Genomic DNA, 23722 nt, shown 5'->3' on the forward strand with positions numbered 1-23722 from the left:
CTGGACGACACGGGTCGCTGGTCCGGGCCGACCCGGACCAGCGACCAGGCTAGAGCCTGCCTCCTGACCTCAGGCGACGCTCGGCAGCGGCGGGTCGACCGCCAGCGGCGCGGTGGAGCGGGCCCGGTGCTGGGCGGCCCAGGAGACCAGCGCCACCGTGCAGGCGTGGTCCAGGTGGCGCAGCCCGGACCAGTCCAGTTCCACCGGCCGGTCCGCCGGCAGCCGCTCCAGGGTGTCCAGCAGCCGGGGCAGCCGCAGGAAGGTGGCGTTGCCGCTCAGCCGCACCCGGTGCAGCGCCTCCCCGGTCGGCTGCGGCTGCTCCTCCACCGCGATCTGCAGGTGCGAGGTCTGCCAGGCGGACTTGGCCACCGCCAGGCCGACGCCGATCAGCACCCCGTCGAACAGATCGGTGGCGATGATCGCGGCCGCCGTCACCACCAGCACCAGCGCCTCGCCCAGGTGCCCGCGGCAGAGCGCGACGATCCGGCGCAGCGGCACCAGCTTGGCGCCGGCGTGCACCAGGACGGCGGCCAGCGCGGTGAGCGGCACCAGCCCGAGCACGCCGGGCAGCAGCGCGGTGAACAGCAGCAGCCAGGCGCCGTGCAGCACCCGCGAGGCCTTGGTGCGCGCGCCGGCCTGGACGTTGGTGGCGCTGCGCACGATCACGGCGGTCATCGGCAGCGCGCCGAGCAGTCCGCAGACGGTGTTGCCGACGCCCTGGGCGGTGAGTTCGCGGTCGTAGTGGGTGCGCGGGCCGTGGTGCATCCGGTCGACGGCGGCGGCGCTGAACAGCGTCTCGGCGGAGGCGATCAGGGTGAAGGCGACGACCGTGCCGATCCCGGCGGTGCCGGCCAGGGCGGTCAGCGACTCGCGGTCGGGCAGGTGCACCACGTCGAACAGTCCGGCCACCCGGATCCTGGCCACCGGCAGGTCGGCGACCGCGGTGACGGCTGCGGCCAGTCCGACGGCGGCCAGCGGGGCGGGGACGGCCCGGGCGGCGCGCTCCGGCAGGTACTTCCAGCCGACCAGGACCAGCAGGGTGCCGAGGCCGAGGGCGACCGCGCTCGGGTTGGCCGCGGCGGTCAGCACGTCGCCCAGCAGGGCGGGCAGGCCGGCGATCTTCTCCGGCCCGGTGGCGGGGGCGCGGCGGTCGGCGAGCGCGTAGAGCTGGCCGAACACCAGGGTCAGTCCGATGCCGGCCAGCATGCCGTGCACCACCGAGGCGGACATCGCCCGGAACCAGCGGCCGAGCCGCAGGGCGCCCATCGCCAGCTGGAGCAGGCCGGTGGCGAGCACCAGCAGGCCGAGCGCGCCGACGCCGAAGCGGTGGACGGCGTCGGCGACCAGGACGGTCAGCCCGGCGGCGGGACCGCTGACCTGGAGGCTGCTGCCGGGCAGCAGGCCGGCGACCAGGCCGCCGACGATCCCGGTGACCAGCCCGAGTTCGGCCGGGACGCCGGAGGCGACGGCGACGCCGACGCAGAGCGGGAGGGCGACCAGGAACACCACCAGCGAGGCCGGCAGGTCATGACGCCAGGGGATTGCGCGCAGGACGGCGACCGGGGTGCGGGGCCGGCCCGGCGGGCTGTCGCTCCGGTGGGGCGGCGGGTTCACCCGGTCACCACCAGGGACCGGGCAGGGGTGCAGCAGCGCATGGGGACGTTCCTTCCGCGCGCCCGCCGCAGCGGGCGCGCCGTTGCAAGGGCGGGGAGCACGAGGAAGAAGGGGGAAGGGACCGCGCCGGGGGCGGCGACAGCGGTACGGCCGCGGGTCCGGGCGGACCAGAGCGCGGCGGCGGGTGTCGGGTCGGTGCGGCCGGGGGGGTGCGTCCCTCGCTCGGGTGCGGCGGACCGGGCACGCTGGTCCTGGACGGGGCCACCGGCGGAGTTCCCCCGCTCCGCGGCGCTCCCAAACCCCCCTGCCGCGGCCTCAGTTGGACATCACGGGCCCGGCGTGCCACCGACGGTACCCAGCGCGGCGGGGCGGGCCAACGACCGGCACCGTCCCTTCACCGCCACTGCACACCGGCTGCGCTTCCCGGCGCGGAGCGTCCGCTTCCCCGGGCACACCAGCGCGACTGCCGTTCGGGCGTGCGAATCCCCACCGGTCCGGCCGCGCTGCGCGGCCCTGCTCCCGGCCCGATTCCCGCCCCGCCGCCGACCCGCCGCCGCCCCGCCGCCGGCCCACCGCCGACCCCGCCCGAGGCTTCCACATTCTGTTGAAGTCCTCTTGACGCCCCGACGGACCCCGCCCTACCGTGTTTCCGCATACAGAAACCGTTCTTCCGTATGGTGGAATTCGAGAGATGAGCCCTCCGAGCCACTGCGGGCCGAAGCAGGAGAGATCCGATGCCTCGTATGACAGCCGCCCGCGCGGCCGTGGAGATCCTCAAGCTCGAAGGCGTCGAGGTCGCGTTCGGCGTGCCGGGCGCAGCCATCAACCCGTTCTACGCCGCGCTCAAGGCCTCCGGCGGGATCGGGCACACGCTGGCCCGGCACGTCGAGGGCGCCTCCCACATGGCCGAGGGCTACACCCGCGCCGAGGCCGGCAACATCGGGGTCTGCATCGGCACCTCCGGCCCGGCGGGCACCGACATGATCACCGGCCTGTACTCGGCGATCGCCGACTCCGTCCCGATCCTCTGCATCACCGGCCAGGCGCCCGTCGCCCGGCTGCACAAGGAGGATTTCCAGGCCGTCGACATCGTCTCCATCGCACGGCCGGTCACCAAGGCCGCCACCACCGTGCTGGAGGCCGCGCAGGTCCCCGGCGTGTTCCAGCAGGCCTTCCACCTGATGCGCTCCGGCCGACCCGGCCCGGTCCTGATCGACCTGCCGATCGACGTCCAGCTCACCGAGATCGACTTCGACCCGGAGGCCTACCAGCCGCTGCCGGTCTACAAGCCCGCCGCCAACCGCACCCAGATCGAGAAGGCCCTCGCGCTGCTCCAGCGGTCCGAACGCCCGCTGATCGTCGCCGGTGGCGGCGTCGTCAACGCCGACGCCTGCGAGCTGCTGCTGGAGTTCGCCGAGCTCACCGGAGTCCCGGTGGTCCCGACCCTGATGGGCTGGGGCATCGTCCCGGACGACCACCGGCTGAACGCCGGCATGGTCGGCCTGCAGACCTCGCACCGCTACGGCAACGAGAACTTCCTCGCCTCCGACTTCGTCCTCGGCATCGGCAACCGCTGGGCCAACCGCCACACCGGCGGCCTGGACGTCTACACCGCGGGCCGCACCTTCGTCCACGTCGACATCGAGCCCACCCAGCTCGGCCGGATCTTCGCCCCGGACCTCGGCATCGCCTCCGACGCCAAGGCCGCGCTGGAACTGTTCGTCGAAGTGGCGCGCGAGCTGCGGGCCGCCGGCACCCTCAAGGACCGCGGCGCCTGGGCCGCCTCCACCCAGGAGCGCAAGGCCCTGCTCCAGCGCCGCACCCACTTCGACGACGTGCCGCTCAAGCCGCAGCGCGTGTACGAGGAGATGAACAGGGCCTTCGGCCCGGAGACCCGCTACGTCACCACCATCGGCCTGTCCCAGATCGCCGGCGCGCAGCTGCTGCACGTCTACCGGCCGCGGCACTGGATCAACTGCGGCCAGGCCGGCCCGCTCGGCTGGACCGTCCCGGCCGCGCTGGGCGTCGCCACCGCCGACCCCGCGGGCCAGGTCGTCGCGCTCTCCGGCGACTACGACTTCCAGTTCATGATCGAGGAGCTGGCGGTCGGCGCCCAGCACCGCATCCCGTACGTCCACGTGCTGGTGAACAACTCCTACCTGGGCCTGATCCGCCAGGCGCAGCGCACCTTCGACATCGACTACCAGGTCAACCTGGAGTTCGAGAATGTCAACTCCCCGGAGCTGGGCGGCTACGGCGTCGACCACGTCAAGGTCGTCGAGGGCCTGGGCTGCAAGGCGATCCGGGTCACCGAACCGCAGGGCCTGCTGCCCGCGTTCGAGGAGGCCAAGAAGCTGGCCGCGGAGTTCCGCGTCCCGGTGGTGGTCGAGGCGATCCTGGAGCGGGTCACCAACATCTCGATGGCCGCCGCCGACATCGACAAGGTCAACGAGTTCGAGGAGACGGCCACTCTCCCGGAGCACGCCCCGACGGCCATCAGGCCGCTGGCGCTCTGAACCCGCGCCCTACGCGCGCCCGACCCGCCACCGACCCGCCACCGACCCGCTCCGAACGCGCCGCGGCCGGTCGCGCGCACCGGTCGTGCGGGGGCGGACGAGCCGCTCCGTGCGCCCCCACGCGCCCCCGCGCCTGGAACACCGGCACGCCGACCGCGGTTGATCAGGTCACGGCCGCTACCGTGGCCCCGGAAGAGGCCCGGCCCGACGACTCCCCGAAAGGACCACTCCCGTGAGCCTGTACGACATCCCGCTGCGCACCCTCGACGGCGCGCCCACCTCGCTGGCCGACCACAAGGGCAAGGCGCTGCTCATCGTCAACGTCGCCTCCCGGTGCGGCCTGACCCCGCAGTACGAGGGCCTGGAGCGGCTCCAGCAGCGGTACGCCGGGCGCGGGTTCACCGTGCTGGGCTTCCCCTGCAACCAGTTCGCCGGGCAGGAGCCGGGCAGCGCCGAGGAGATCCGCACCTTCTGCTCCACCACCTACGGCGTGACCTTCCCGCTGTTCGAGAAGATCGACGTCAACGGCGAGGACCGCCACCCGCTGTACGCCAAGCTCACCGAGGTCGCCGACGCCGACGGCCAGGCCGGGGACGTCTCCTGGAACTTCGAGAAGTTCCTGATCTCCCCGGACGGCACCGTCGTCGCCCGCCTGCGCCCCCCGGTCGACCCGGAGGCGCCGGAGCTGATCACTGCCATCGAGGCCGCACTGCCGGCCTGACCGCGCGCACCATGAAGGCCCGGACCGTTGGAACCCAAGGGGGCACGGTCCGGGCCTTCGCCGTGCGCGCACCCGGGGTCCGCGTCGGCCCTCCTCCGGGTGTTGCGGACATGCTCAACCCGCCCTACCGTGTGTGGCCCTGTTGATCCATTGCGTACGGAGGGCTCACCTTGATGTTCCGTCAAGTCAGAACAGCGGCACGCGCGCTGCTCGCGGCCGGCCTGCTCGTCACCGGCACGATCGCGAGTGCCTCGCCGGCGGCGGCCGCTGCGGCGCCGACGGCCCTGACCGCGTCCGACTACACCCTCACCTCGGACTACCACCAGTACGACACGCTCAACTCGGCACTCGCCACGACGCTGGGGACCTCCGCCGTCCACACGGTGATGGAGAACGCGAACCACGACCGGCAGCCGCTCCCCGCGTCCTTCTCCGTGGCCGGCCTCTCCACCGGCTTCCGGTTCGACGACGGCGACAACTCCGACTGCCAGAGCTTCCCCCAGGGCATCACCACGAGCCGGGACGCCGTGGGGACGGCGAACAGCGGCAACTACGACGGCCACCAGCTCGTGCTGGTGAGCTGGTACACCAAGGACGGCTGCGACGGCGCCCAGCAGCGCAGCCGGATCACCCTGGCCGACTGGGACGCCACCTACCCCAACAAGTACCGCAAGATCCTCCTGGTGGAGCCGACCGGAACCGCGGCCGCGCCGGACTTCAAGGACATCCCGATCCACGCCGGCGGCGTCTCCTGGTACGGCGACTACCTCTACGTCGCCGACACCGGCCGCGGCATGCGCGTCTTCGACATGCGCAAGATCCTCAACACCGACACCGGCGGCACCGCCGACCAGATCGGCCGCCAGTCCGGCTCCGTCTACTACGCCCACAACTACGCGTACGTGCTGCCCCAGATCGGCACGGTCACCGCGCAGGCCGCCACCGGAGCCAAACTGGTGTGGTCGTCGATCTCCCTCGACCGGGTCAGCAAGTCGATCGTGATGACGGAGTACACCTGCCAGGCGAACTGCGTCGACTACCCCAACCGCCCGCCGCGGGCCGTCCGCTTCCCCTTCGCCTCCGGGGCGACGACGTTCGCCGCGACGACGACCGCCGGCCAGGCCCTCCAACTGCCCTGGTACAACCTCAACGGCGTGGCCTCCCACAACGGCCGCTGGTGGTTCAACTCCTCCGGGCAGAAGAAGCTCTACTACTGGACCCCGACCGCCGGCCCCTCGACCTTCGCCTGGGTGGGCGGCGGCGAGAGCCTCTCGTACTGGGAGGACGCCACCGAGCCCGACCTGCTGTGGTCGCTGCAGGAGACCACGGGCGGACGCAACGTCTTCGCGGTCACCCAGTCCACCTACGGCGGCGGCTGAGCCCCGGGCCCGGGCCCGAATTCACGGACCGGCGCCGTGGCGCACGGACCGGATGACGAGGGCGGCCCCCGGGCGGGCCCGGCGGCAACGGTCTGCCGGATGATGGGAGCGAGGGCACGGCAGCGGATGTGAGGGCAACGCGGTGACAGCAGGCGAATCCATGGAGTTGGAGTCGGGACACCGGTCGGCGGACCGCGAGGGCCCGGAGACCGTCGTGGCCGCTCCCCGGCCCGCGGCGGGCACGGAGCCCCCGGGCGGGGGCGCGCGGCGCCGGCGTTCCCTGGTCCGGCGGCTGACGGTCCTCGTGCTCGTCCTCGTCCTGCTGTGCCTCCCGCCCTGGTGGACGCTGTTCGCCTCCGGCGCCGACTGGCCGTTCCCGGTCTTCCTGGCCGGCACGGTCGTCCTCGCCGGCTGGCTGGTCTCCTTCCCCTTCCTGATGGTCGCGGGCCACGGGCGGCGGCGCAGCGACCGGGCCGCCCGCGTCGCGGACACCAGCCTCGGGATGATCTGGGTGCTGTTCACCTGGTCGGTGCTGGGCGGCGCGGTGGACCTGGTGCTCGTCGGGCTCGACGTCGGCGGAACCGACCGGGCCAGGGCGGTGGCCGTGGCCGTCGCCCTGGTCTCGGCCGGGCTGCTGGGCTGGGGGCACCACGAGGCGATGCGCGTGCCCCGGGTGAAGCGGGTGGACGTCCACGTCCCGCGGCTCGGCGCAGGCCTGGACGGGACCCGGGTCGTGGTGCTGGCCGACACCCACTACGGGCCGATCGACCGGGCGGACTGGTCGGCGCGGGTCACCGAGGCGGTCAACGCGCTCGACGCGGACATCGTGGTCCACGCCGGCGACATCGCCGACGGCACCCCCGCCCAGCGCCGGGAGCAGTCCGCGCCCCTCGGGACGATCCGGTCGCGGCTGGCCAGGGTCTACGTCACGGGGAACCACGAGTACGGCAGCGAGGCCCAGGGCTGGCTGGACCGGATGGCGGACCTGGGCTGGGAGCCGCTGCACAACCGCCACGTGGTCGTGGAGCGCGGCGGGGACGCCCTCGTCCTCGCCGGCGTGGACGACGTGACCGCGGAGTCCTCCGGCCTGGCCGGACACCGCGCGAACCTGCTCGGCGCACTGGCGGGGGCGGACCCGGCCCTGCCGGTCCTGCTCGTCGCCCACCAGCCCAAGTACGTCCCGCATGCCGCTGCCGCCGGCATCGACCTGCAGGTCTCCGGGCACACCCACGGCGGCCAGATCTGGCCGTTCAACTTCCTCGTCCGCATCGATCAGCCGGTGGTGCACGGCCTGAGCCGGCACGGGGAGCGGACCCAGCTCTACACCAGCCGCGGCACCGGCTTCTGGGGCCCGCCCTTCCGGGTCTTCGCCCCGAGCGAGATCACTCTGCTCACGCTGCGCTCGGGCGGAACCCCGCCCGCCGCGTAGCGGGCCCGTCGCCCGCCGGATCCGATGCTCGCGGGACGCCCGCTCCCCGTCCGCCGGCTCGCGGCAGGGCTCAGGGCAGCAACAGCCGGGTGCCCGGCGGCAGTTCGCCGTCGCGTGCGGCGTCGCGCAGGTGCGCCAGCAGGGTCTCCCGCAGGGCCTCCGCCGCGCGGGTGGGCGGCACCTCGTGGCCGTGCGCGACGGCGATGGTGCGACCGAGGCCGGGCCCGGCGAACGCGGTCACCGCGAGGCCGGAGCGGGCGGCCACCATCCCGGGGACGACGGCGGGGCCGAGCCCGGCCCGGACGAAGCCCAGCACCGCGTCCATCTCGCCGCCCTCCACCGCGAACCGCGGCTCGAACCCGGCCGCCCGGCAGGCCGCCAGGGTCGCCTCCCGGACGTCGTAGCCCTCCCGGAACATCACCAGCGGCCGGTCCTTCAGCTCCGTCACCCGGACCTTGCGCCGGGCCCGCCCCTCGGCGGCGACCAGCACCAGTTCCTCGTGCAGCAGTTCGGTGACCGACAGCGCGGGCTCCTGCTCCCCGCCCGGCCGGGTGATGATCAGCGCGAGGTCCAGTTCCCCCGCCGCCAGCCAGCCGACCAGATCGCGCGAGCCGCCCTCCCGGACCACCAGCGTCACCCCCGGGTAACGGTCCCGGAAGACCCGCAGCACGTCCGGCACCAGGCTGGTGCACAGGCTCGGCGGCGCGCCCAGCCGGACCCGGCCGCGGCGCAGCTGGACCGTCTCCTGCACGGCCAGCCGGGCGCTCTCGGTGTCCGCGAGGATGCGCCGGGCCAGCGGCAGGAGGGCGTCCCCGGCGTCGGTCAGCGCGATGTTGCCCCGGGTGCGGTGGAACAGTTCGGCGCCCAACTCCCGCTCCAGCGAACGGATCTGCTGCGAGAGCGACGGCTGGGCGACGTGCGCCGCCTCGGCGGCCCGGGTGAAGTGCCGGGTCTCGGCGACGGCCAGGAAGTAGCGGAGTTGCTGGAGCTGCACAGGGCCAGGATAGGCCGCATCGATAGCCGGTGCCTATCGTCACCAGCCGCATCATGTCTTGGACGCACCCGACCCACCGTCCCTACCGTTGCAGCCATGACAACCGCGACTCGGACGGCCCGGCACCCGTCCACCCTGGCGACCCTGTGGCGGTCGACCGTCGGCAAGAAGGCGGTCATGGCCGTCACCGGACTGGCCATGCTGCTGTACCTGGTCGCACACATGCTGGGGAACCTCAAGGTGTTCTTCGGCCCGGACGACATCAACGGCTACGCGGCCTGGCTGCGCACCATCGGGCAGCCCTTCCTGGGCCACGAGTGGTTCCTGTGGATCGCCCGGGCCGGCCTGCTGGCCGCCGTGGTGCTGCACGGCGTCTCCGCGTACCAGCTCAGCCGCCGCGACCTCGCGGCCCGCCCGAGCCGGTACGTGCACAAGCGCCGCCGGGCGAGCTACGCGACCAGGACCATGCGCTGGGGCGGGGTGATCCTGGCGCTGTTCATCGTCTGGCACGTCCTGGACCTCACCACGCTGACCGTGAACCCGGCCGCCGAGCACGGCCACCCGTACCAGAACATCGTGGCCTCCTTCGGCCGCTGGTACGTCGACGTGTTCTACGTCGTCGCGATGCTGGCCGTCGGCCTGCACATCCGGCACGGGTTCTGGAGCGCCGCGCAGACCCTCGGCGCCAACAACGCCCGCCGCGACCGGGCGCTCAAGCTGATCGCGAACGGCCTGGCCCTGGTGCTGACGGCCGGGTTCCTGTCCGTCCCCGTGGCCGTGATGACCGGAGTCGTGAAGTGAGCAGTCGTGGAGTGAGCAGTGGTGAAGCGAGCAGTGGTGACATGAGCTACCTGGAGTACACCCTCGGCGAACCGGTCGCCGACACCAGGGCCCCGGCCGGCCCGATCGAACAGCGCTGGGACCAGCGGCGGTTCGACGCCAAGCTGGTCAACCCGGCCAACCGGCGCAAGCACACCGTGATCGTGGTCGGCACCGGCCTGGCCGGCGGCGCGGCCGGCGCCACCCTGGCCGAACAGGGCTACCACGTCGTCCAGTTCTGCTTCCAGGACTCCCCCAGGCGCGCCCACTCGATCGCCGCCCAGGGCGGCATCAACGCGGCCAAGAACTACCGCAACGACGGCGACTCCGTCCGCCGGCTGTTCTACGACACCGTCAAGGGCGGCGACTTCCGCGCCCGCGAGTCCAACGTGCACCGGCTGGCCCAGGTGTCGGTGGAGATCATCGACCAGTGCGTGGCCCAGGGCGTGCCCTTCGCCCGCGAGTACGGCGGCCTGCTCGACACCCGGTCCTTCGGCGGCGTGCAGGTCTCCCGGACCTTCTACGCCCGCGGCCAGACCGGCCAGCAGCTGCTGCTCGGCGCCTACCAGGCGCTCTCCCGGCAGATCGCCGCCGGGAACGTGGAACTGCACCCGCGCACCGAGATGCTCGACCTGCTGGTGGTCGACGGCCGGGCCCGCGGCATCGTCGCCCGCGACCTCGTCACCGGCGAGATCCGCAGCCACACCGCGGACGCCGTGGTGCTCGCCAGCGGCGGCTACGGCAACGTGTTCTACCTCTCCACCAACGCCAAGAACTCCAACACCACCGCGATCTGGCGGGCGCACCGGCGCGGCGCGTACTTCGCCAACCCGTGCTTCACCCAGATCCACCCGACCTGCATCCCGCGCTCCGGCGACCACCAGTCCAAGCTCACCCTGATGAGCGAATCGCTGCGCAACGACGGCCGGATCTGGGTGCCCAAGGCGCAGGGCGACACCCGGCCGCCGGCCGAGATCCCCGAGGAGGAGCGGGACTACTACCTGGAGCGGATCTACCCGTCGTTCGGCAACCTGGTGCCCCGCGACATCGCCTCCCGGGCCGCCAAGAACGTCTGCGACGAGGGCCGCGGTGTCGGCCCCGGCGGCCAGGGCGTCTACCTGGACTTCGCCGACGCGATCCGCCGGCTGGGCCGGGACGCCGTCGAGGCCAGGTACGGCAACCTCTTCGAGATGTACGAGCGGATCACCGCCGAGGACCCGTACCGGGTGCCGATGCGGATCTACCCGGCGATCCACTACACGATGGGCGGGCTCTGGGTCGACTACGACCTGCAGACCACCGTCCCCGGCCTGTTCGCGATCGGGGAGGCCAACTTCTCCGACCACGGCGCCAACCGGCTCGGCGCCAGCGCCCTGATGCAGGGCCTGGCCGACGGCTACTTCGTGCTGCCGCCGACCATCAACGACTACCTGGCCCGCCACCCGCTGCCGGCCGTGCCCGCCGACCACCCGGTGCTCGCCGAGGTGGAGGCCGAGGTCGAGGACCGGCTCAACCTGATCCTCGCGGTGAACGGCGACCGCACCCCGGACTCCTTCCACCGCGAACTCGGCGAACTGCTCTGGAACGAGTGCGGGATGGCCCGCGACGAGGCCGGACTACGGCGGGCGCTGGAGCGGATCCCGCGGCTGCGCGAGGAGTTCTGGCGCCGGATCAAGGTGCCCGGCACCGGGCAGGAGCTCAACCAGTCGCTGGAGAAGGCCAACCGGCTCGTCGACTACTTCGAACTGGCCGAACTGATGTGCCTGGACGCACTGCACCGCGCCGAATCCTGCGGCGGCCACTTCCGCACCGAGAGCCAGACCCCGGACGGCGAGGCCGCCCGCCGCGACGAGGACTTCTCCTACGCCGCCGCCTGGGAGTTCACCGCCACCGGCGCGGCACCCGTCCTCCACCGCGAGGAACTCGACTTCGAGCACGTCCACCCCACCCAGCGGAGCTACGCGTGAACCTCACCCTGCGCATCTGGCGCCAGGCCGGCCCGGACGCACCTGGCTCGATGACCACCTACCAGGTCAGCGGGATCAGCCCGGACATGTCCTTCCTGGAGATGCTGGACACCCTCAACGAAGAACTGATCACCCGCGGCGACCAGCCCGTCGCCTTCGACCACGACTGCCGCGAGGGCATCTGCGGCGCCTGCGGCATGGTCATCAACGGCCGGGCGCACGGCCCCGAGCGCACCACCACCTGCCAGTTGCACATGCGGCACTTCCAGGACGGCGACACCATCGACGTCGAGCCCTGGCGGGCGGCGGCCTTCCCGGTGGTCAAGGACCTGGTGGTGGACCGCTCGGCCTTCGACCGGATCATCGGCTCCGGCGGCTACATCACCGCCCCCACCGGCAGCGCCCCCGAGGCGCACGCCACGCCCGTCCCCAAGGAGGTCGCCGACACCGCCTTCGAGCACGCCGAGTGCATCGGCTGCGGCGCCTGTGTGGCGGCCTGCCCGAACGGCTCGGCGATGCTCTTCACCTCCGCCAAGGTGGTGCACCTCAACGTGCTGCCGCAGGGCGCGCCGGAACGGGCCGCCCGGGTGCGGAACATGGTCTCGGCCATGGACGCCGAGGGCTTCGGCGGCTGCACCAACACCGGCGAGTGCGCCACCGCCTGCCCCAAGGGCATCCCGCTGCCCAGCATCGCGGCGATGAACCGGGAGTTCCTGCGGGCCGCCCGCGGCTGACAACTCCCCTCCTGCGGTCGGCCCCTGTTCTGGTGCTCAGGCAGGGGCCGACACTTGCTGTGTGGCGGGGCGTGCGGCGGTGGTTCGCGCTACCCGTACGGGTGGCGGATCCCGGCGGGCGGTGCTTCCTGACGGAGAATCGCGCTACGGTGGTGCTCCGCCACGGAAGGACGGCATATGCCCGAGGTTCAGTCCTGTTCCGGTTGCGGCGGGTCCGGGGGGACCCAGAAGACCGAGGCAACGGTCGAACTGGACGAGGAAGGAAGCATGGTGCCCAGCGTCCACACGTTCTGGTCGCCCTGCGGTCGGTGCCACGGATCCGGGACGGTGATCGTCGGATGAGGTTCGTCTTCGAGTGCGTCGAGTGCGGTGGGCACTACCTGCCGCCCGAGGAGATGGTGTACCCGGACGGGCCGGCCTCTCCGGTCTGGTGCACCGCCTGCCAGAGCGCCAAGCACGCGGCCGGTGTCCGGGAGGACCCGCTGCTCGCCCGGGTCGCCCTGGCCGCCGCCCGGGCCGCGCTGGCCGGGCGGGCCGCGGAGGCGGCCGAGCAACCGGCCCGCGCCGACGTCCGCCCGTCCCGCCCGCCGCTGTCCCGCCGGGCCCGCTCCGGCCCGGGCGTGGTCCGGGGCAAGCTGAGCTGACGGACCGCGGTCGGCGGGGCCAGGGCATACGAACCGACGATATGTCAGTTACCGGGTACGGCAATGAACTTGTGCAGACCCGGACCGTGCTGGCACATTGTCCTCCCCTGCACGACAGTATTGGGGGACATGGCCATGCAGCCGACCGATCCTACCGATTCGACCCGGGCCGGCCAGACCGGCTCCTTCCCGTTCGTTCCGCCGCCTCCGCCCGGCGGGCCGCCGACACCGGCCCCGTTCGGGCCGCCCCCGCCCACCGCCCCGCCGGCCTTCGCGGGCGGTCCCAGCGGCACCCCGACCACCACCCGCGTCGCGGTCACCAACCGCATCCTCTGGATCGGGCAGGCCGCGTACCCGCTGGCCAACGTGGCCCGGGTCGGCACCTCCCTGATCGTGCCCGGCCGGCGCCGCGCGCTCCTGCGGCTGCTCGGCTTCGCCGTGGTCGTCTTCCTGCCCGTGTTCGTGATCGCGCAGGCCGCCGACAGCTCGTCCTCGGACTCCGGGTCCGGCACGCTGGTCCTCGTCGCGGTGATCCTCGTGGCGATCTACTTCCTGATCTTCACCTGGCCGGTGCTGCGCCGGCCCGACCTGTACGTGCTGGCCGTGGACACGGCCGGCCCGCCGACCGCGGTGCTGGCCTGGCTCACCGCGGAGCCGGCGTTCGAGCTGCAGGCCACCATCACCCGCGCGATCGAGAACCCGCAGGCCGAGTTCCAGCAGGTCGTCCAGACCATCAGCGTGGACCTGCGGCAGTACCAGTTCGGCGACAGCGTCAACATCTACGGCGGCCAGGGAAACACGGGAGTCAGCAAGTGAACGACAACCAGCGTCCGGACGTCCAGTACGGCGACCGGGTCACCATGCACGGCGGCAGCAACAACATCGGCATCCAGCACAACAACGGCCCGGCCGCCGACCAGGCCCTGCCGCCGGAGGTCGCCGCGCTGTTCGCCCGGCTCGCCGCCGTGGTCACCGAGCTGGCCCGGGACGGCCGGCTGCACGAGGCGGACCGGCAGAGCCTCGCCGAGGCCCTGCCGGTGCTGACCAGCCCGGCCGCCGAGGAGCCGAGGAGCCGGCGCAACACCCTGCTGCTGCTGGCCGGTGTGGCCCAGAGCCTCGGCGAGGCGGCCGCCCCGGCGCTGGGCCTGGCGAACCAGCTCCTGGCCCTGCTCAGCGGCTGACCGTCCGCCGGCGCCCGGCCGTGCCGGGCGCCGGTCTATGCCGCGCCCCTCGTCTCCGCCTCCGCCTCCGCCTCCGTCTTCGTCTCCGTCTCCGTCTCGGCGAGGAAGCGCTGTACCAGGTCGCCGACGGCGTCCGGGGCGTCCTCGGGGCTGCAGTGGCCGACGCCGGGCAGTTCGACGATCCGGCCGCGGGGGAACGCCTCGGCGAACAGCGGCAGGAAGTGCCGGGCGGCGAGCGTGCGGTCGGCCGCGCCCCACAGGGCGAGCGCGGGCCGGGCGGCGAGCGCCGCGCCGAGGCCTGGCTGGCCGAAGGGCGTGGGCCCGTTGACGCTCACCACCCGGGCGATCGGAATGAAAACCGAAAGGCCGAGGCTAGGCCCTTGTGGTTTTATTACACAACCACGCTGGTCGGGGCGGTTCCGCGACCGCTCTCAGAACAGCGCCTCCTGGGTGTCCGGCTCCGGCGGACGCAGTCGCTCGCGCAGGGTCAGACCCGTAGAACCGCGGCCGGTGACCGGGCCGAGCGTCCAGCCGGTGAGCAGCCGGGTGTCCAGCAGCAGCGGGCCGGAGCCGTCCGCCTGGTCGAGGAAGAGGTGCCGGCCCACCGGCGGGCGGAGCCGGCCCGCGACGACCGCGCCGTCGGCCAGCCCGACGATCTCCCGGTACGCCTCCGGGGCGCCGCCGGCCAGGCCGTAGCGCTCGACGTGGTCGACCACCGGGCGGTCGGCGAGCAGCTCCACGGCGTGGCCGTCCAGCAGCCGGTGCGCCCGGGCGCGGGCCTCGGCGAGCACCGTGCGGCGGTACGGGGCGTCACCCTGCGACCACCAGTGCTCGGTCTTGAGCCGGGACTTGTACCGCTCGCGGGCCAGGCCCGAGGCGGCGACGGTGAGTTCGGCGCGCCGAACCGCCGGCAGGGCGCCGCGCGCGGTGAACGCGTAGGCCAGCGCGCCCTGTTCGAGCAGTCGGCTGTCGCCGCGCTGCTCGGCGGTGAGGCCGACCTTGAGCAGGCCCTCGCCGAACCAGGCGAGGTAGAGCAGGTAGGTGCGGCCGTCGTCGAGGATCTGGTCCCGGGCGAGGGCGAGGCCGCGGTCCACGCTCTGGCACGCCGGGCACTGGGTCGCCCCGCCGGCCGGATCGATCACCGCGTGGTGCGGGCAGGGCGTGCGCTCCGTCGCCCCCGCCAGCCACGCCCCGACGCAGCGGCGCGGGCCGCCCAGCAGCCAGCCGACCTCCGCCCCCGGCGCCACCGCGCGCTCGTGCACCCGGGCGCCGCACGCGGCCCCGAGCAGGGCGCGGCCGTCCTGCCAGCTCAGGCCGGTGGAGATCCAGCCGGCGGGGCGGCCCTGGGGCTCCGGGTGGTGCGGGGGGATCGTCACGTCTCTCCTTGCTTTCGGTAGCCGTCGAGACTACCCGGTGCCGCCGACAGGCCGGTCGCTCCCGCGCAGCCTCCGGGCCCTGGTGGGCGGGCGGCGGCCGGACCTCCGCTCGAACCCCGCTCGACGGACCCTCCAGTCGACGTGACCCCGTCAAAACACACGGCTAGCGTCCTCGGCAGTGAATCCCCCACGAACGACCCCCTCGGGAAGGGAACAGCCATGCGCATTCTCCAGCGTGCCGCCGCCACCACCGGCGCTCTCGCCCTCGCCGCCTCGGGCCTGCTCCTGGCCGCCGGCCCGGCCTCGGCCACCACGACCGCGTTGAGCTGCAACGCGCCGTCCTACTTCACCGGCAGCGGCGGCCACGCGGGCGCCTCGATCCGCTGCGTCGGCTCGGCCTTCACCGGCCGGATCGTCTGTTACAAGCCGGGCTACGGCAACTACACCCACTACGGCAACCGCGTCGAGTCCGGCGGCACCTCGACCACCTGGTGCGACCTCGGCGCGACGATCCAGAAGGCCGACGCCGCCTCCTCCTGACCCTGCGGCAGCACGGCGCGGGAGACCGTGGGCCTGTCCGGCGACACACCGCCGGGCGGGCCCACGTCGGCTTTCCGCCACCTCGGCCACCACGCCCTCCGGCGCCGTCGCCCCGCCCGAAAGCCCCGCAGGTCACCGGCGCTTGGCCCGGCGGGGTGTTCACGTTCTATTCTTGCGGGCGCGGTCGGCGGCGCAGCCGGGAGGCGGTGCCGCGGCGGCCGGTCGGCGCGAGGCGAATGGGGTGGGCGGACGGTGTCGGGGCGGCGGAGCAGCGGGGTGCTGGCGATCTGGGCGGAGGCGCAGCGACAGCAGCAGCGCCGGGAGGAGGCCCGGTGGCGCGCCGAGGCGGCGGAACTGCGCCGCCGGGAGCGGGAGCAGCGCGAGACGCAGAAGGCGGCGGCCCGCGACGAGCGCGAGGCGCTGCGCGCCCACCAGCAGTCGCGGGAGGCGGAGGTGGCCCGGCGGACGGCCGAACTGGACGCCCGGGTGGAGGAGTTGAGGGGGCTGCTGGCCGCCGGGCTGGCCGCGCCGGCCTTCGGCCCGCAGGCCCTGCTGGCGCCGCCGGCGGTGCCGCCGTTCGATCCGGGTCCGCTGGGCGAGCCGGTGCCGATGCCGGACCAGTCCTCGGCCCGGTACTTCGTGCCGCCGCCGGACCCGGTCCAGGCCCGCAACCCGGGGGTGCGGCAGCAGTACGAGCAGTACCTGACCCAGGCCCGGGCCCGGTTCGAGCAGGACTGGTACGCCGCCCAGGCCCGGGAGGCGGACCGGCAGCAGCGGCTGGCCGGGTACCACCAGGAGTACCTGGCCTGGGCCGAGCAGTCCCGCCGGCAGCAGGAGGAGCTGGCCGCGCGGACCGAGGAGCTGCTGCGCCGGCTGCGGGCGGGTGAGCCGGAGGCGGTGCAGGAGTACTTCACCGCGGGCCTGTACGCCTCGGCGGCCTGGCCGGAGGGCTTCCCGCACCGGCTGGCGGCGGCGTTCGACGCCGGGAGCCGCCAGTTGGTGGTGGACTGGGAGCTGCCCGGGCCGGACGTGGTGCCGGCCGCCGCGCGGGTGCGGTACGTGAAGTCGGACGACCGCGAGGCCGAGGTGGCCCGCCCGGCGACGGAGCGCAAGGCGCTGTACCGGCAGGTGCTGGCGCAGTCGGCGCTGCGGGTGGCGGCGGAGCTGTTCCGGGCGGACCGGGACGGGCTGCTGGACTCGGTGGTGCTGAACGGCTTCGTCCTCGGCATCGACCCGGCGACCGGCCGGGAGGCCGAGCGCTTCCTGTCCACCCTGACCGCGACCCGGGCCGGCTTCGCCGGCCTGGCACTGGACCGGGTGGATCCGCTGGAGTGCTTCCAGGGCCTGGGCGGCCGGTTGTCGGCGCGCCCGGAGCGGCTGGACGAGGTGCGCCCGGACCGGCGGCCGGAGAGCGTCGGCGGGAGCCTGGCCGGGCACGGCGGCGAGGACGAGCCGGACCTGTTCGAGATGGACCCGCTGGAGTTCGAGGACCTGATCGCCGAGCTGTTCCGGCTGCGCGGTTTCCGGGTGATGACCACGGCCCGCAGCGGCGACGTCGGGGTGGACGTGGTGGCGGAGGACCTGGACCCGGTGACCGGCGGCAAGATCGTGATCCAGGCGAAGCGCTACAAGAAGACCGTCCCGCCGACGGCGGTGCGCGACCTGGAGTCCACCGTCCGCCACCACGGCGCGAACAAGGGCATCCTGGTCACCACCGCGGGCTTCGGCCGCGGCTCGTACAGCTACATCGAGGGCAAGCCGCTGACGCTGGTGAGCGGTCCGGAGCTGGTCGTCCTGCTCGCCGAGCAGGGTCTGCGCGGCCGGCTCGGCGGCGGGTCCGGGGCCGCCGCTGCCGCCGCCACCACCGCCGCGGACGGCGGTCCCGAGGGGGCGGGCGAGACCGCCCTCACGGTGAGCTGGCAGAGCCGGACGGCCGGCGGGGACGCGGTGGAGCTGGACGTCACCGCCTTCCTGTGCGCGGGCGGCCGGGTGCTGAGCGACGAGCACTTCGTGTTCTTCAACAGCCCGCAGGATCCGGACGGTTCCGTCCGGCTGCATCCGACCCGCTCGGTGCCGGGCGAGCCGACCCGGGCGGCCCGGCTGGCGCTGGACCTGCACCGGCTGCCGGCCGCCGTCGACGAGGTGGTGGTCGCCGTGTCCACCGAGGAGGAGGAGCACCCGGCGCTGCCGCTCGGCTACGTGCACGGGCTGGCCCTCGCCGCCGCGTACGGGCCGGGCGCGGGCGGTCCGGACGCCTGGGCGGGACCGACCGGCGGGGTGCCGGACACCGCGATGCTGCTCGGGGCGTTCCGCCGGGGCGCCGGCGGCTGGGAGTTCAGCCCGTCCGGGCGGGCGGTGACGAACGGTCTGGCCGGGCTGGCGGCGGCCTTCGGCGTGGCGGTCGAGTAGCCCACCGGAACCAGATCCCTCAGGGGCCGGCGTCATACCTGAGGAGGAGATCGCCCCCGCCACCCCGCCGGGTGGGCGGGGGCCGACCGTCCGCGCGGCATACACATCGCATTCGAACAGCTTGGGATGATGTTACGGAGTTAAACATTCCGTTAATCCGTCCCAGGAGTCCACGTGACGTTCCCCGCAACCGCCGTCCACACCGGGCGGGCGGCCGCCCGAGCCACCAGCCTGAACAAGGTCTACGGGGAGGGGGAGACCCGCGTCGTCGCCCTCGACAACGTCACCGTGACCTTCCCCCAGGGCGAGTTCACCGCCATCATGGGCCCGTCCGGCTCCGGCAAGTCCACCCTCATGCACTGCATGGCCGGCCTGGACACCGTCTCCTCCGGCTCCTCCACCATCGGCGACACCGAGCTCGTCGGCCTCAAGGACAAGCAGCTCACCCAGCTGCGCCGCGACCACATCGGCTTCATCTTCCAGGCCTTCAACCTGCTCCCCACCCTGACCGCCCTGGAGAACATCACCCTCCCGATGGACATCGCCGGCCGCAAGGCCGACAAGGCCTGGCTCGACCGCGTCGTCGACACCGTCGGCCTCTCCGGCCGCCTCAGCCACCGCCCCTCCCAGCTCTCCGGCGGCCAGCAGCAGCGCGTCGCCTGCGCCCGCGCCCTGGCCGGCAAGCCCGACATCATCTTCGCCGACGAGCCCACCGGAAACCTCGACTCCCGCTCCGGCGCCGAGATCCTCTCCTTCCTGCGCAACTCGGTGCGCGAACTCGGCCAGACCGTCGTCATGGTCACCCACGACCCCGTCGCCGCCTCCTACGCCGACCGCGTCGTCTTCCTCGCCGACGGCCGCATCGTCGACGAACTCCACCACCCCACCGCCGACACCGTCCTGGACCGCATGCGCCGCTTCGACGCCAAGGGCCGCACCAGCTAAAGGCCCCCGGCCCCGAAACGCCACCCGTCCCCGAGTACCCCCAGGACTGACGCCTCCCCATGTTCCGCACCGCACTGCGCAATGTGCTCGCCCACAAGGGCCGGCTGCTGATGACGGTACTGGCCGTCATGCTCGGCACCGCCTTCGTGTCCGGCACGCTGGTCTTCTCCGACACCTTCGGCAACGCGCTGAGGACCCAGAACTCCAAGAGCTACACCGACGTCGCCGTCACGGTCAGCGACCGCGAGGCCCGCAACCTCAGCGACGACGACGGCGGCCGGATCGCCGGCCCGACCCTCACGGAGGAGACCCGTACCAAGGTCGCCGCGGTGCCCGGCGCCGCCGAGGTCCGCGGCGTGGTCAGCGGCTTCGCCGGCATCGCCGACACCAAGGGCGCGCTGATCGGCAACGGCTTCTCCACCACCGGCACCAACTACGTGCCGGGCGCCGACGGCACCGACCCGCGCTACCCGCTGGTCGCGGGCCGCGGCCCGAAGGACGCCACCGAGATCGCCCTGGACCGCAAGACCGCCGACAAGGGCGGCTACAAGGTCGGCGACACCGTCCGGGTCGCGGTCAACGGCCCGGTGATGAAGCTCAAGCTCACCGGCACCCTGACCACCAACGACCCGCGTGTGGTGGCCGGCGGCTCGCTCGCCGCCTTCGACACCGCCACCGCCCAGCAGCTCTACCTGACCCCGGGCCGCTACGCCGAGCTGGACGTCAAGGCCAAGCCGGGCACCGACGACGCCGCGCTGCTCGCCGCCGTCAAGCAGGCCGTCCCGCAGGGCGACTTCATCGAGGCGAAGACCGGCCGTGAACTCGCCGCCGAGCAGGACGAGATGATCAGGAAGGGCACCACCGTCCTGACCACCGTCCTCATGGGCTTCGCGGGCATCGCGCTGTTCGTCGGGATCTTCATCATCGCCAACACCTTCACCATGCTGGTCGCCCAGCGCACCAAGGAGCTGGCGCTGCTGCGCGCCGTCGGCGCCACCCGCCGCCAGATCACCCGCTCGGTGCTGATCGAGGCCGTGCTGGTCGGTCTGACCGCCGCGGTGACCGGTCTGCTGGCGGGCATCGGCATCGCCGCCGGGCTCAAGTCGCTGCTCAACGGCCCGATGGACGCCAACCTTCCGGACGGCCCGCTGATCGTCGCCCCCGGCACGGTGATCGCCGCACTCGCGGTCGGCGTGCTGGTGACGGTGCTGGCCGCCTGGCTGCCCGCCCGCCGGGCCTCCCGGATCGCCCCGGTGGCCGCGATGAGCTCGGCCGAGCAGCCCGCCACCCAGAAGGGCCTGCGGGTCCGCAACGCCATCGGCCTGCTGTTCTCGCTGGCCGGCCTCGTCTCGCTGGCGGCCGGTGTGGCCGGCAAGGAGGTCAAGCTGGTCGGCCTCGGCGCCGGTGCGCTGCTGATCGGCGTGTTCGTGCTGACCCCGCTGCTGTCCCGTCCGCTGATCGCGCTGTTCGCCCCGCTGCTGCGCGCCGTGTACGGCGCACCGGGCAAGCTGGCCCAGGAGAACGCGATCCGCAACCCGCGCCGCACCGCCGCCACGGCCTCGGCGCTGACCATCGGCGTCACCCTGATCACCTCGCTGACCGTGATCGGCGCCTCGGTGAACCAGGCGGTGGACAAGGCCGCGGAGAGCGACCTCAAGGCCGACTACACGGTCGCGATGCAGAACTTCTCGAAGCTCTCCCCCGAGGTCGCCGCCCAGATCGCCAAGGCGCCCGGCGTCGGCGTGATCAGCACCGAGCGCGGCGTGACCGTCAAGACCGGGCAGAACGGGGAGGACAGCGAGTGGATGACCGCGGTGGACGCCGCGACCATCGACCAGCTGGCCACCGTCAAGGTCAAGGAGGGCTCCGCGGACGCCCTCAAGCAGGGCAAGCTGCTGGTCAGTTCGGGCCGGGCCGAGCACGCCGGCTACAAGGTCGGCGACACCCTCGCCGTCACCTACCCGGACGGCGCCAAGGGCTCGCTGACCGTCGGCGGCATCCTGGAGGCCAACACCGCGCTGGCCTCGGTCGTCGTCCCGGAGGCCGTGGTCGGCCCGCACCTGGCGCCCGGCACCGGCCTGGAGAAGGTCCTGGTCAAGGGCACGAACGGCGCGACCGAGGAGCTGAAGCAGGCGCTGCGCGACGCGACCGGCGGCAACCCGCTGATCGCGGTCAAGGGCGCGAAGGAGATCAAGGCGGAGAACCGCCAGATGATCACCGGAATCCTGAACATGATGTACGGCCTGCTCGGCATGTCCGTGGTCATCGCGGTACTCGGTGTGGTCAACACCATGGCGATGTCGGTGTTCGAGCGCCGCCGGGAGATCGGCATGCTGCGGGCGATCGGCCTGGACCGGCTCGGCATCCGCCGGATGGTCCGGCTGGAGTCGCTGCTGATCGCGCTGTTCGGCGGGCTGGTGGGTGTCGGCCTCGGCATCCTGGTCGCCTGGGCGGGCGTGCGCACGCTGGCGGACAGCCTCAAGGACATCACCACCGTCGTCCCGCCGGTGCAGACCGTCGGCTTCCTGCTCGCGGCCGCCGTGATCGGTCTGCTGGCCGCGCTCTGGCCGGCCCACCGGGCGGCCAGGCTGGACATCCTGGACTCGATCAAGAGCCAGTAGCGGTCCGGAGGTACGGAAGCCCGGAGCCCCCGGGGCGGTTCTCGTCGAACCGCCCCGGGGGCTCCGGTGCGTCGTCGGGCGACTGTCGTCGGCCGAGCGGCGTCAGGTGGACGGCACGCGTCAGAACAGGACCTTCTCGTTGTTCGGCTGCAGCGTGCCGGTGGTCACCCCGGCGGCCGAGACCAGCAGCTGGCCGGCCGGCTTGCCGTCGGTGCCGAGCACCTCGGCGGTGACCGGCGTGGTCTCGTCCGGCGCGGTGATCTGGAGGCCGGTGAGCGCGTGGCAGGTCGCGTCCGACTTGTCGCAGGCAGTCCACTTGAGGCCCGCGTAGCCGGACTTGTTGGGCTTCAGGGTGACCAGCACCGCCGGCCCGGGGTGGGCCTCGCGGTTGGCCGACAGCGCGTCCGCGCTGTTGTCGGCCTTCAGGCCGCCGAAGCCCGGGTACCCGTACAGGGTGCAGTTGTGGTCGCTCTTGTTCTTGATCGTCAGCATGGCCGAGCCCGCGCCCTTGAGCTGCACGGTGGCGGTGATCTCGTCGCTCTTGCACCGCGAACCGGCCGCCTGGCCGGCCATCGGGTCGCCGGGGACGGTCGCCCCGGCGGCGCTCGCCTTCGGGTCGCCCGGCTTGTCGTCGGTGTACTTCACGTCGTCGCACGCGGTCAGCAGGACGGTCGCCGCGAGGGCGGCGACACCGGCGGCGACTAACCTGGCAGGCCTGCGAACGGTCATGGTCCCCCCAAGGGTGAGTAATGGCATGGGTCTGTCACCCTAAGTACGAAGGCCGTGGCAGAACGGTTCCATTGAGGCTGCAGTTTGTCAGAGCTGACCGTTTTCTTCCTTTTCCTGACCGGATTCGGCCGCTGCTGGCGCGAACCGGCGCCGCCCGCACGACACCGCCCCGCCCGGCGGATGCCGGACGGGGCGGTACGGGGCTACGGGTGGAGGAGGACCGGATCAGGCGGCCGGCTTCGCGGCCACCGGCCGGGCGGGCTTCCCGCTCTTCCCGCCGCCGAGGACGTTGAAGAACACGGCCAGGGTCGGGACCAGGTAGAGCAGCCAGACCACCAGCTGGAGCACCGTCGGGTCCGGCTGGAAGTTGAAGACGCCCTTCAGCAGGGTGCCGTACCAGCTGTCCTTGGGGATGGTGCTGGAGATGTCGAAGGCCGTGCTCTGCAGACCGGGCAGCCAGCCGGCCTCCTGGAGGTCGTGCACACCGTAGGCGAGGACGCCGGCCGCGACCACGACCAGCATCGCGCCGGTCCAGGTGAAGAACTTGGCCAGGTTGATCTTCAGCGCGCCCCGGTAGAACAGCCAGCCGAGCACCACCGAGGTGAGCAGGCCGAGCGCGGCGCCGATCAGCGGGTTCCAGCCGTCGCCGGTGGCCTGGACCGCGGTCCAGATGAACAGCGAGGTCTCCAGGCCCTCGCGGCCGACGGCCAGGAAGGCGGTGACCACCAGGGCCGTGGTGCCCATCGCGATCGCCGCGTCCAGCTTGCCGTGCAGCTCGGTCTTCAGGTGCCGGGCGGTGCGCCGCATCCAGAACACCATCCAGGTCACCAGGCCGACCGAGATGATCGACAGCGAGCCGCCGAGCGCCTCCTGGGCCTCGAAGGTGAGCTGCGAGGAGCCGAACTGCAGCAGGGCGCCGAAGGCCATGGAGAGCGCCACGGCCGAGCCGACGCCGATCCACACCGGCGGCAGCCGGTCCTTGCGGCCGGTCTTGACCAGGTAGGCGATCAGGATGCAGACGACCAGGCTGGCTTCGAGGCCTTCGCGCAGGCCGATCAGGTAGTTGCCGAACACGCGGGCTCCTGGGGGGTGTAGAGGTGGTAC

20 protein-coding genes are annotated in these 23722 nt (G+C 73.1%); 14 read left to right on the top strand and 6 right to left on the bottom strand.

The window, feature by feature from the left end; translation table 11 throughout:
* Positions 1-69 precede the first annotated feature (69 nt).
* Entirely contained in the window at positions 70-1551 is a 1482-nt protein-coding gene (locus tag ACFVUY_RS18875) for a SulP family inorganic anion transporter (protein ID WP_387695496.1), read from the bottom strand.
* Positions 1552-2348: 797 nt separating this feature from the next.
* Between ACFVUY_RS18875 and gcl the strand changes: the two genes are divergently transcribed.
* From gcl to ACFVUY_RS18895, 4 genes are all read left to right on the top strand, one after another.
* A complete protein-coding gene (gene gcl / locus ACFVUY_RS18880; RefSeq protein WP_387731159.1) occupies positions 2349-4130 on the top strand; it encodes a glyoxylate carboligase in 1782 nt (593 codons plus the stop codon).
* A gap of 232 nt (positions 4131-4362) precedes the next feature.
* Entirely contained in the window at positions 4363-4851 is a 489-nt protein-coding gene (locus ACFVUY_RS18885) for a glutathione peroxidase (RefSeq protein WP_387695470.1), read from the top strand.
* Between the two features lie 173 nt (positions 4852-5024).
* Positions 5025-6230 (top strand): hypothetical protein, encoded by a 1206-nt coding sequence (locus ACFVUY_RS18890; RefSeq protein WP_387731162.1) that lies wholly within the window; start codon positions 5025-5027, stop codon positions 6228-6230.
* 160 nt (positions 6231-6390) lie between these two features.
* Positions 6391-7659 carry a metallophosphoesterase gene (locus ACFVUY_RS18895; protein ID WP_387731165.1) on the top strand — a complete coding sequence of 423 codons (1269 nt, stop codon included), beginning with the start codon at positions 6391-6393 and terminating at the stop codon, positions 7657-7659.
* Between the two features lie 70 nt (positions 7660-7729).
* Here the strand turns inward: ACFVUY_RS18895 and ACFVUY_RS18900 are convergent, their stop codons facing one another.
* A complete protein-coding gene (locus ACFVUY_RS18900; protein ID WP_387695466.1) occupies positions 7730-8653 on the bottom strand; it encodes a LysR family transcriptional regulator in 924 nt (307 codons plus the stop codon).
* A 96-nt stretch (positions 8654-8749) separates the two neighbouring features.
* Between ACFVUY_RS18900 and ACFVUY_RS18905 the strand changes: the two genes are divergently transcribed.
* The 6 genes from ACFVUY_RS18905 (at position 8750) to ACFVUY_RS18930 (ending at position 13998) form a co-directional block, all read left to right on the top strand.
* Positions 8750-9454 (top strand): succinate dehydrogenase cytochrome b subunit, encoded by a 705-nt coding sequence (locus ACFVUY_RS18905; protein WP_380354559.1) that lies wholly within the window; start codon positions 8750-8752, stop codon positions 9452-9454.
* Between the two features lie 41 nt (positions 9455-9495).
* Positions 9496-11439 (top strand): fumarate reductase/succinate dehydrogenase flavoprotein subunit, encoded by a 1944-nt coding sequence (locus tag ACFVUY_RS18910; protein ID WP_387731627.1) that lies wholly within the window; start codon positions 9496-9498, stop codon positions 11437-11439.
* Positions 11436-12173: a succinate dehydrogenase/fumarate reductase iron-sulfur subunit gene (locus tag ACFVUY_RS18915; RefSeq protein ID WP_359913819.1), complete on the top strand. Its 738-nt coding sequence runs from the start codon at positions 11436-11438 to the stop codon at positions 12171-12173. Before ACFVUY_RS18910 ends, ACFVUY_RS18915 begins: the two co-directional genes overlap by 4 nt.
* 338 nt (positions 12174-12511) lie before the next feature.
* Positions 12512-12817, top strand: a complete 306-nt coding sequence (locus ACFVUY_RS18920; RefSeq protein ID WP_387695465.1) for a hypothetical protein — start codon at positions 12512-12514, stop codon at positions 12815-12817.
* A gap of 129 nt (positions 12818-12946) precedes the next feature.
* On the top strand, positions 12947-13633 hold the full coding sequence (locus tag ACFVUY_RS18925) for a DUF6232 family protein (protein ID WP_387731168.1): 687 nt from the start codon (positions 12947-12949) through the stop codon (positions 13631-13633).
* On the top strand, positions 13630-13998 hold the full coding sequence (locus tag ACFVUY_RS18930) for a hypothetical protein (protein ID WP_387695463.1): 369 nt from the start codon (positions 13630-13632) through the stop codon (positions 13996-13998). The genes ACFVUY_RS18925 and ACFVUY_RS18930 overlap by 4 nt, the downstream gene beginning before the upstream one ends.
* Before the next feature lie 35 nt (positions 13999-14033).
* On the opposite strand, the gene ACFVUY_RS18935 is transcribed toward ACFVUY_RS18930, so the two are convergent.
* Positions 14034-14336: an alpha/beta fold hydrolase gene (locus ACFVUY_RS18935; RefSeq protein WP_387731171.1), complete on the bottom strand. Its 303-nt coding sequence runs from the start codon at positions 14334-14336 to the stop codon at positions 14034-14036.
* A 93-nt stretch (positions 14337-14429) separates the two neighbouring features.
* On the bottom strand, positions 14430-15374 hold the full coding sequence (locus tag ACFVUY_RS18940; RefSeq protein ID WP_387731173.1) for a DUF2797 domain-containing protein: 945 nt from the start codon (positions 15372-15374) through the stop codon (positions 14430-14432).
* A gap of 219 nt (positions 15375-15593) precedes the next feature.
* Here ACFVUY_RS18940 and ACFVUY_RS18945 point away from each other — a divergent pair, with 219 nt between their 5' ends.
* The 4 genes from ACFVUY_RS18945 (at position 15594) to ACFVUY_RS18960 (ending at position 21889) form a co-directional block, all read left to right on the top strand.
* Positions 15594-15914 carry a hypothetical protein gene (locus tag ACFVUY_RS18945; RefSeq protein WP_387731176.1) on the top strand — a complete coding sequence of 107 codons (321 nt, stop codon included), beginning with the start codon at positions 15594-15596 and terminating at the stop codon, positions 15912-15914.
* A 276-nt stretch (positions 15915-16190) separates the two neighbouring features.
* A complete protein-coding gene (locus ACFVUY_RS18950; protein ID WP_387731178.1) occupies positions 16191-18323 on the top strand; it encodes a restriction endonuclease in 2133 nt (710 codons plus the stop codon).
* 174 nt (positions 18324-18497) lie between these two features.
* Positions 18498-19268, top strand: coding sequence for an ABC transporter ATP-binding protein (locus ACFVUY_RS18955; protein ID WP_387731181.1), 771 nt, complete (start codon positions 18498-18500; stop codon positions 19266-19268).
* A gap of 59 nt (positions 19269-19327) precedes the next feature.
* Positions 19328-21889, top strand: a complete 2562-nt coding sequence (locus tag ACFVUY_RS18960; RefSeq protein WP_387731184.1) for an ABC transporter permease — start codon at positions 19328-19330, stop codon at positions 21887-21889.
* A gap of 120 nt (positions 21890-22009) precedes the next feature.
* Here ACFVUY_RS18960 and ACFVUY_RS18965 read toward each other — a convergent pair whose 3' ends face one another.
* Together ACFVUY_RS18965 and efeU are read right to left on the bottom strand one after the other, a co-directional pair.
* A complete protein-coding gene (locus tag ACFVUY_RS18965; protein ID WP_387687383.1) occupies positions 22010-22618 on the bottom strand; it encodes a DUF4232 domain-containing protein in 609 nt (202 codons plus the stop codon).
* A gap of 225 nt (positions 22619-22843) precedes the next feature.
* Positions 22844-23692 (bottom strand): iron uptake transporter permease EfeU, encoded by an 849-nt coding sequence (efeU, locus tag ACFVUY_RS18970; RefSeq protein ID WP_387731186.1) that lies wholly within the window; start codon positions 23690-23692, stop codon positions 22844-22846.
* Positions 23693-23722 lie beyond the last annotated feature (30 nt).

This window comes from Kitasatospora sp. NPDC058063, assembly GCF_042885395.1.
GTDB classification, from domain to species: Bacteria; Actinomycetota; Actinomycetes; order Streptomycetales; family Streptomycetaceae; genus Kitasatospora; species Kitasatospora lactacystinica.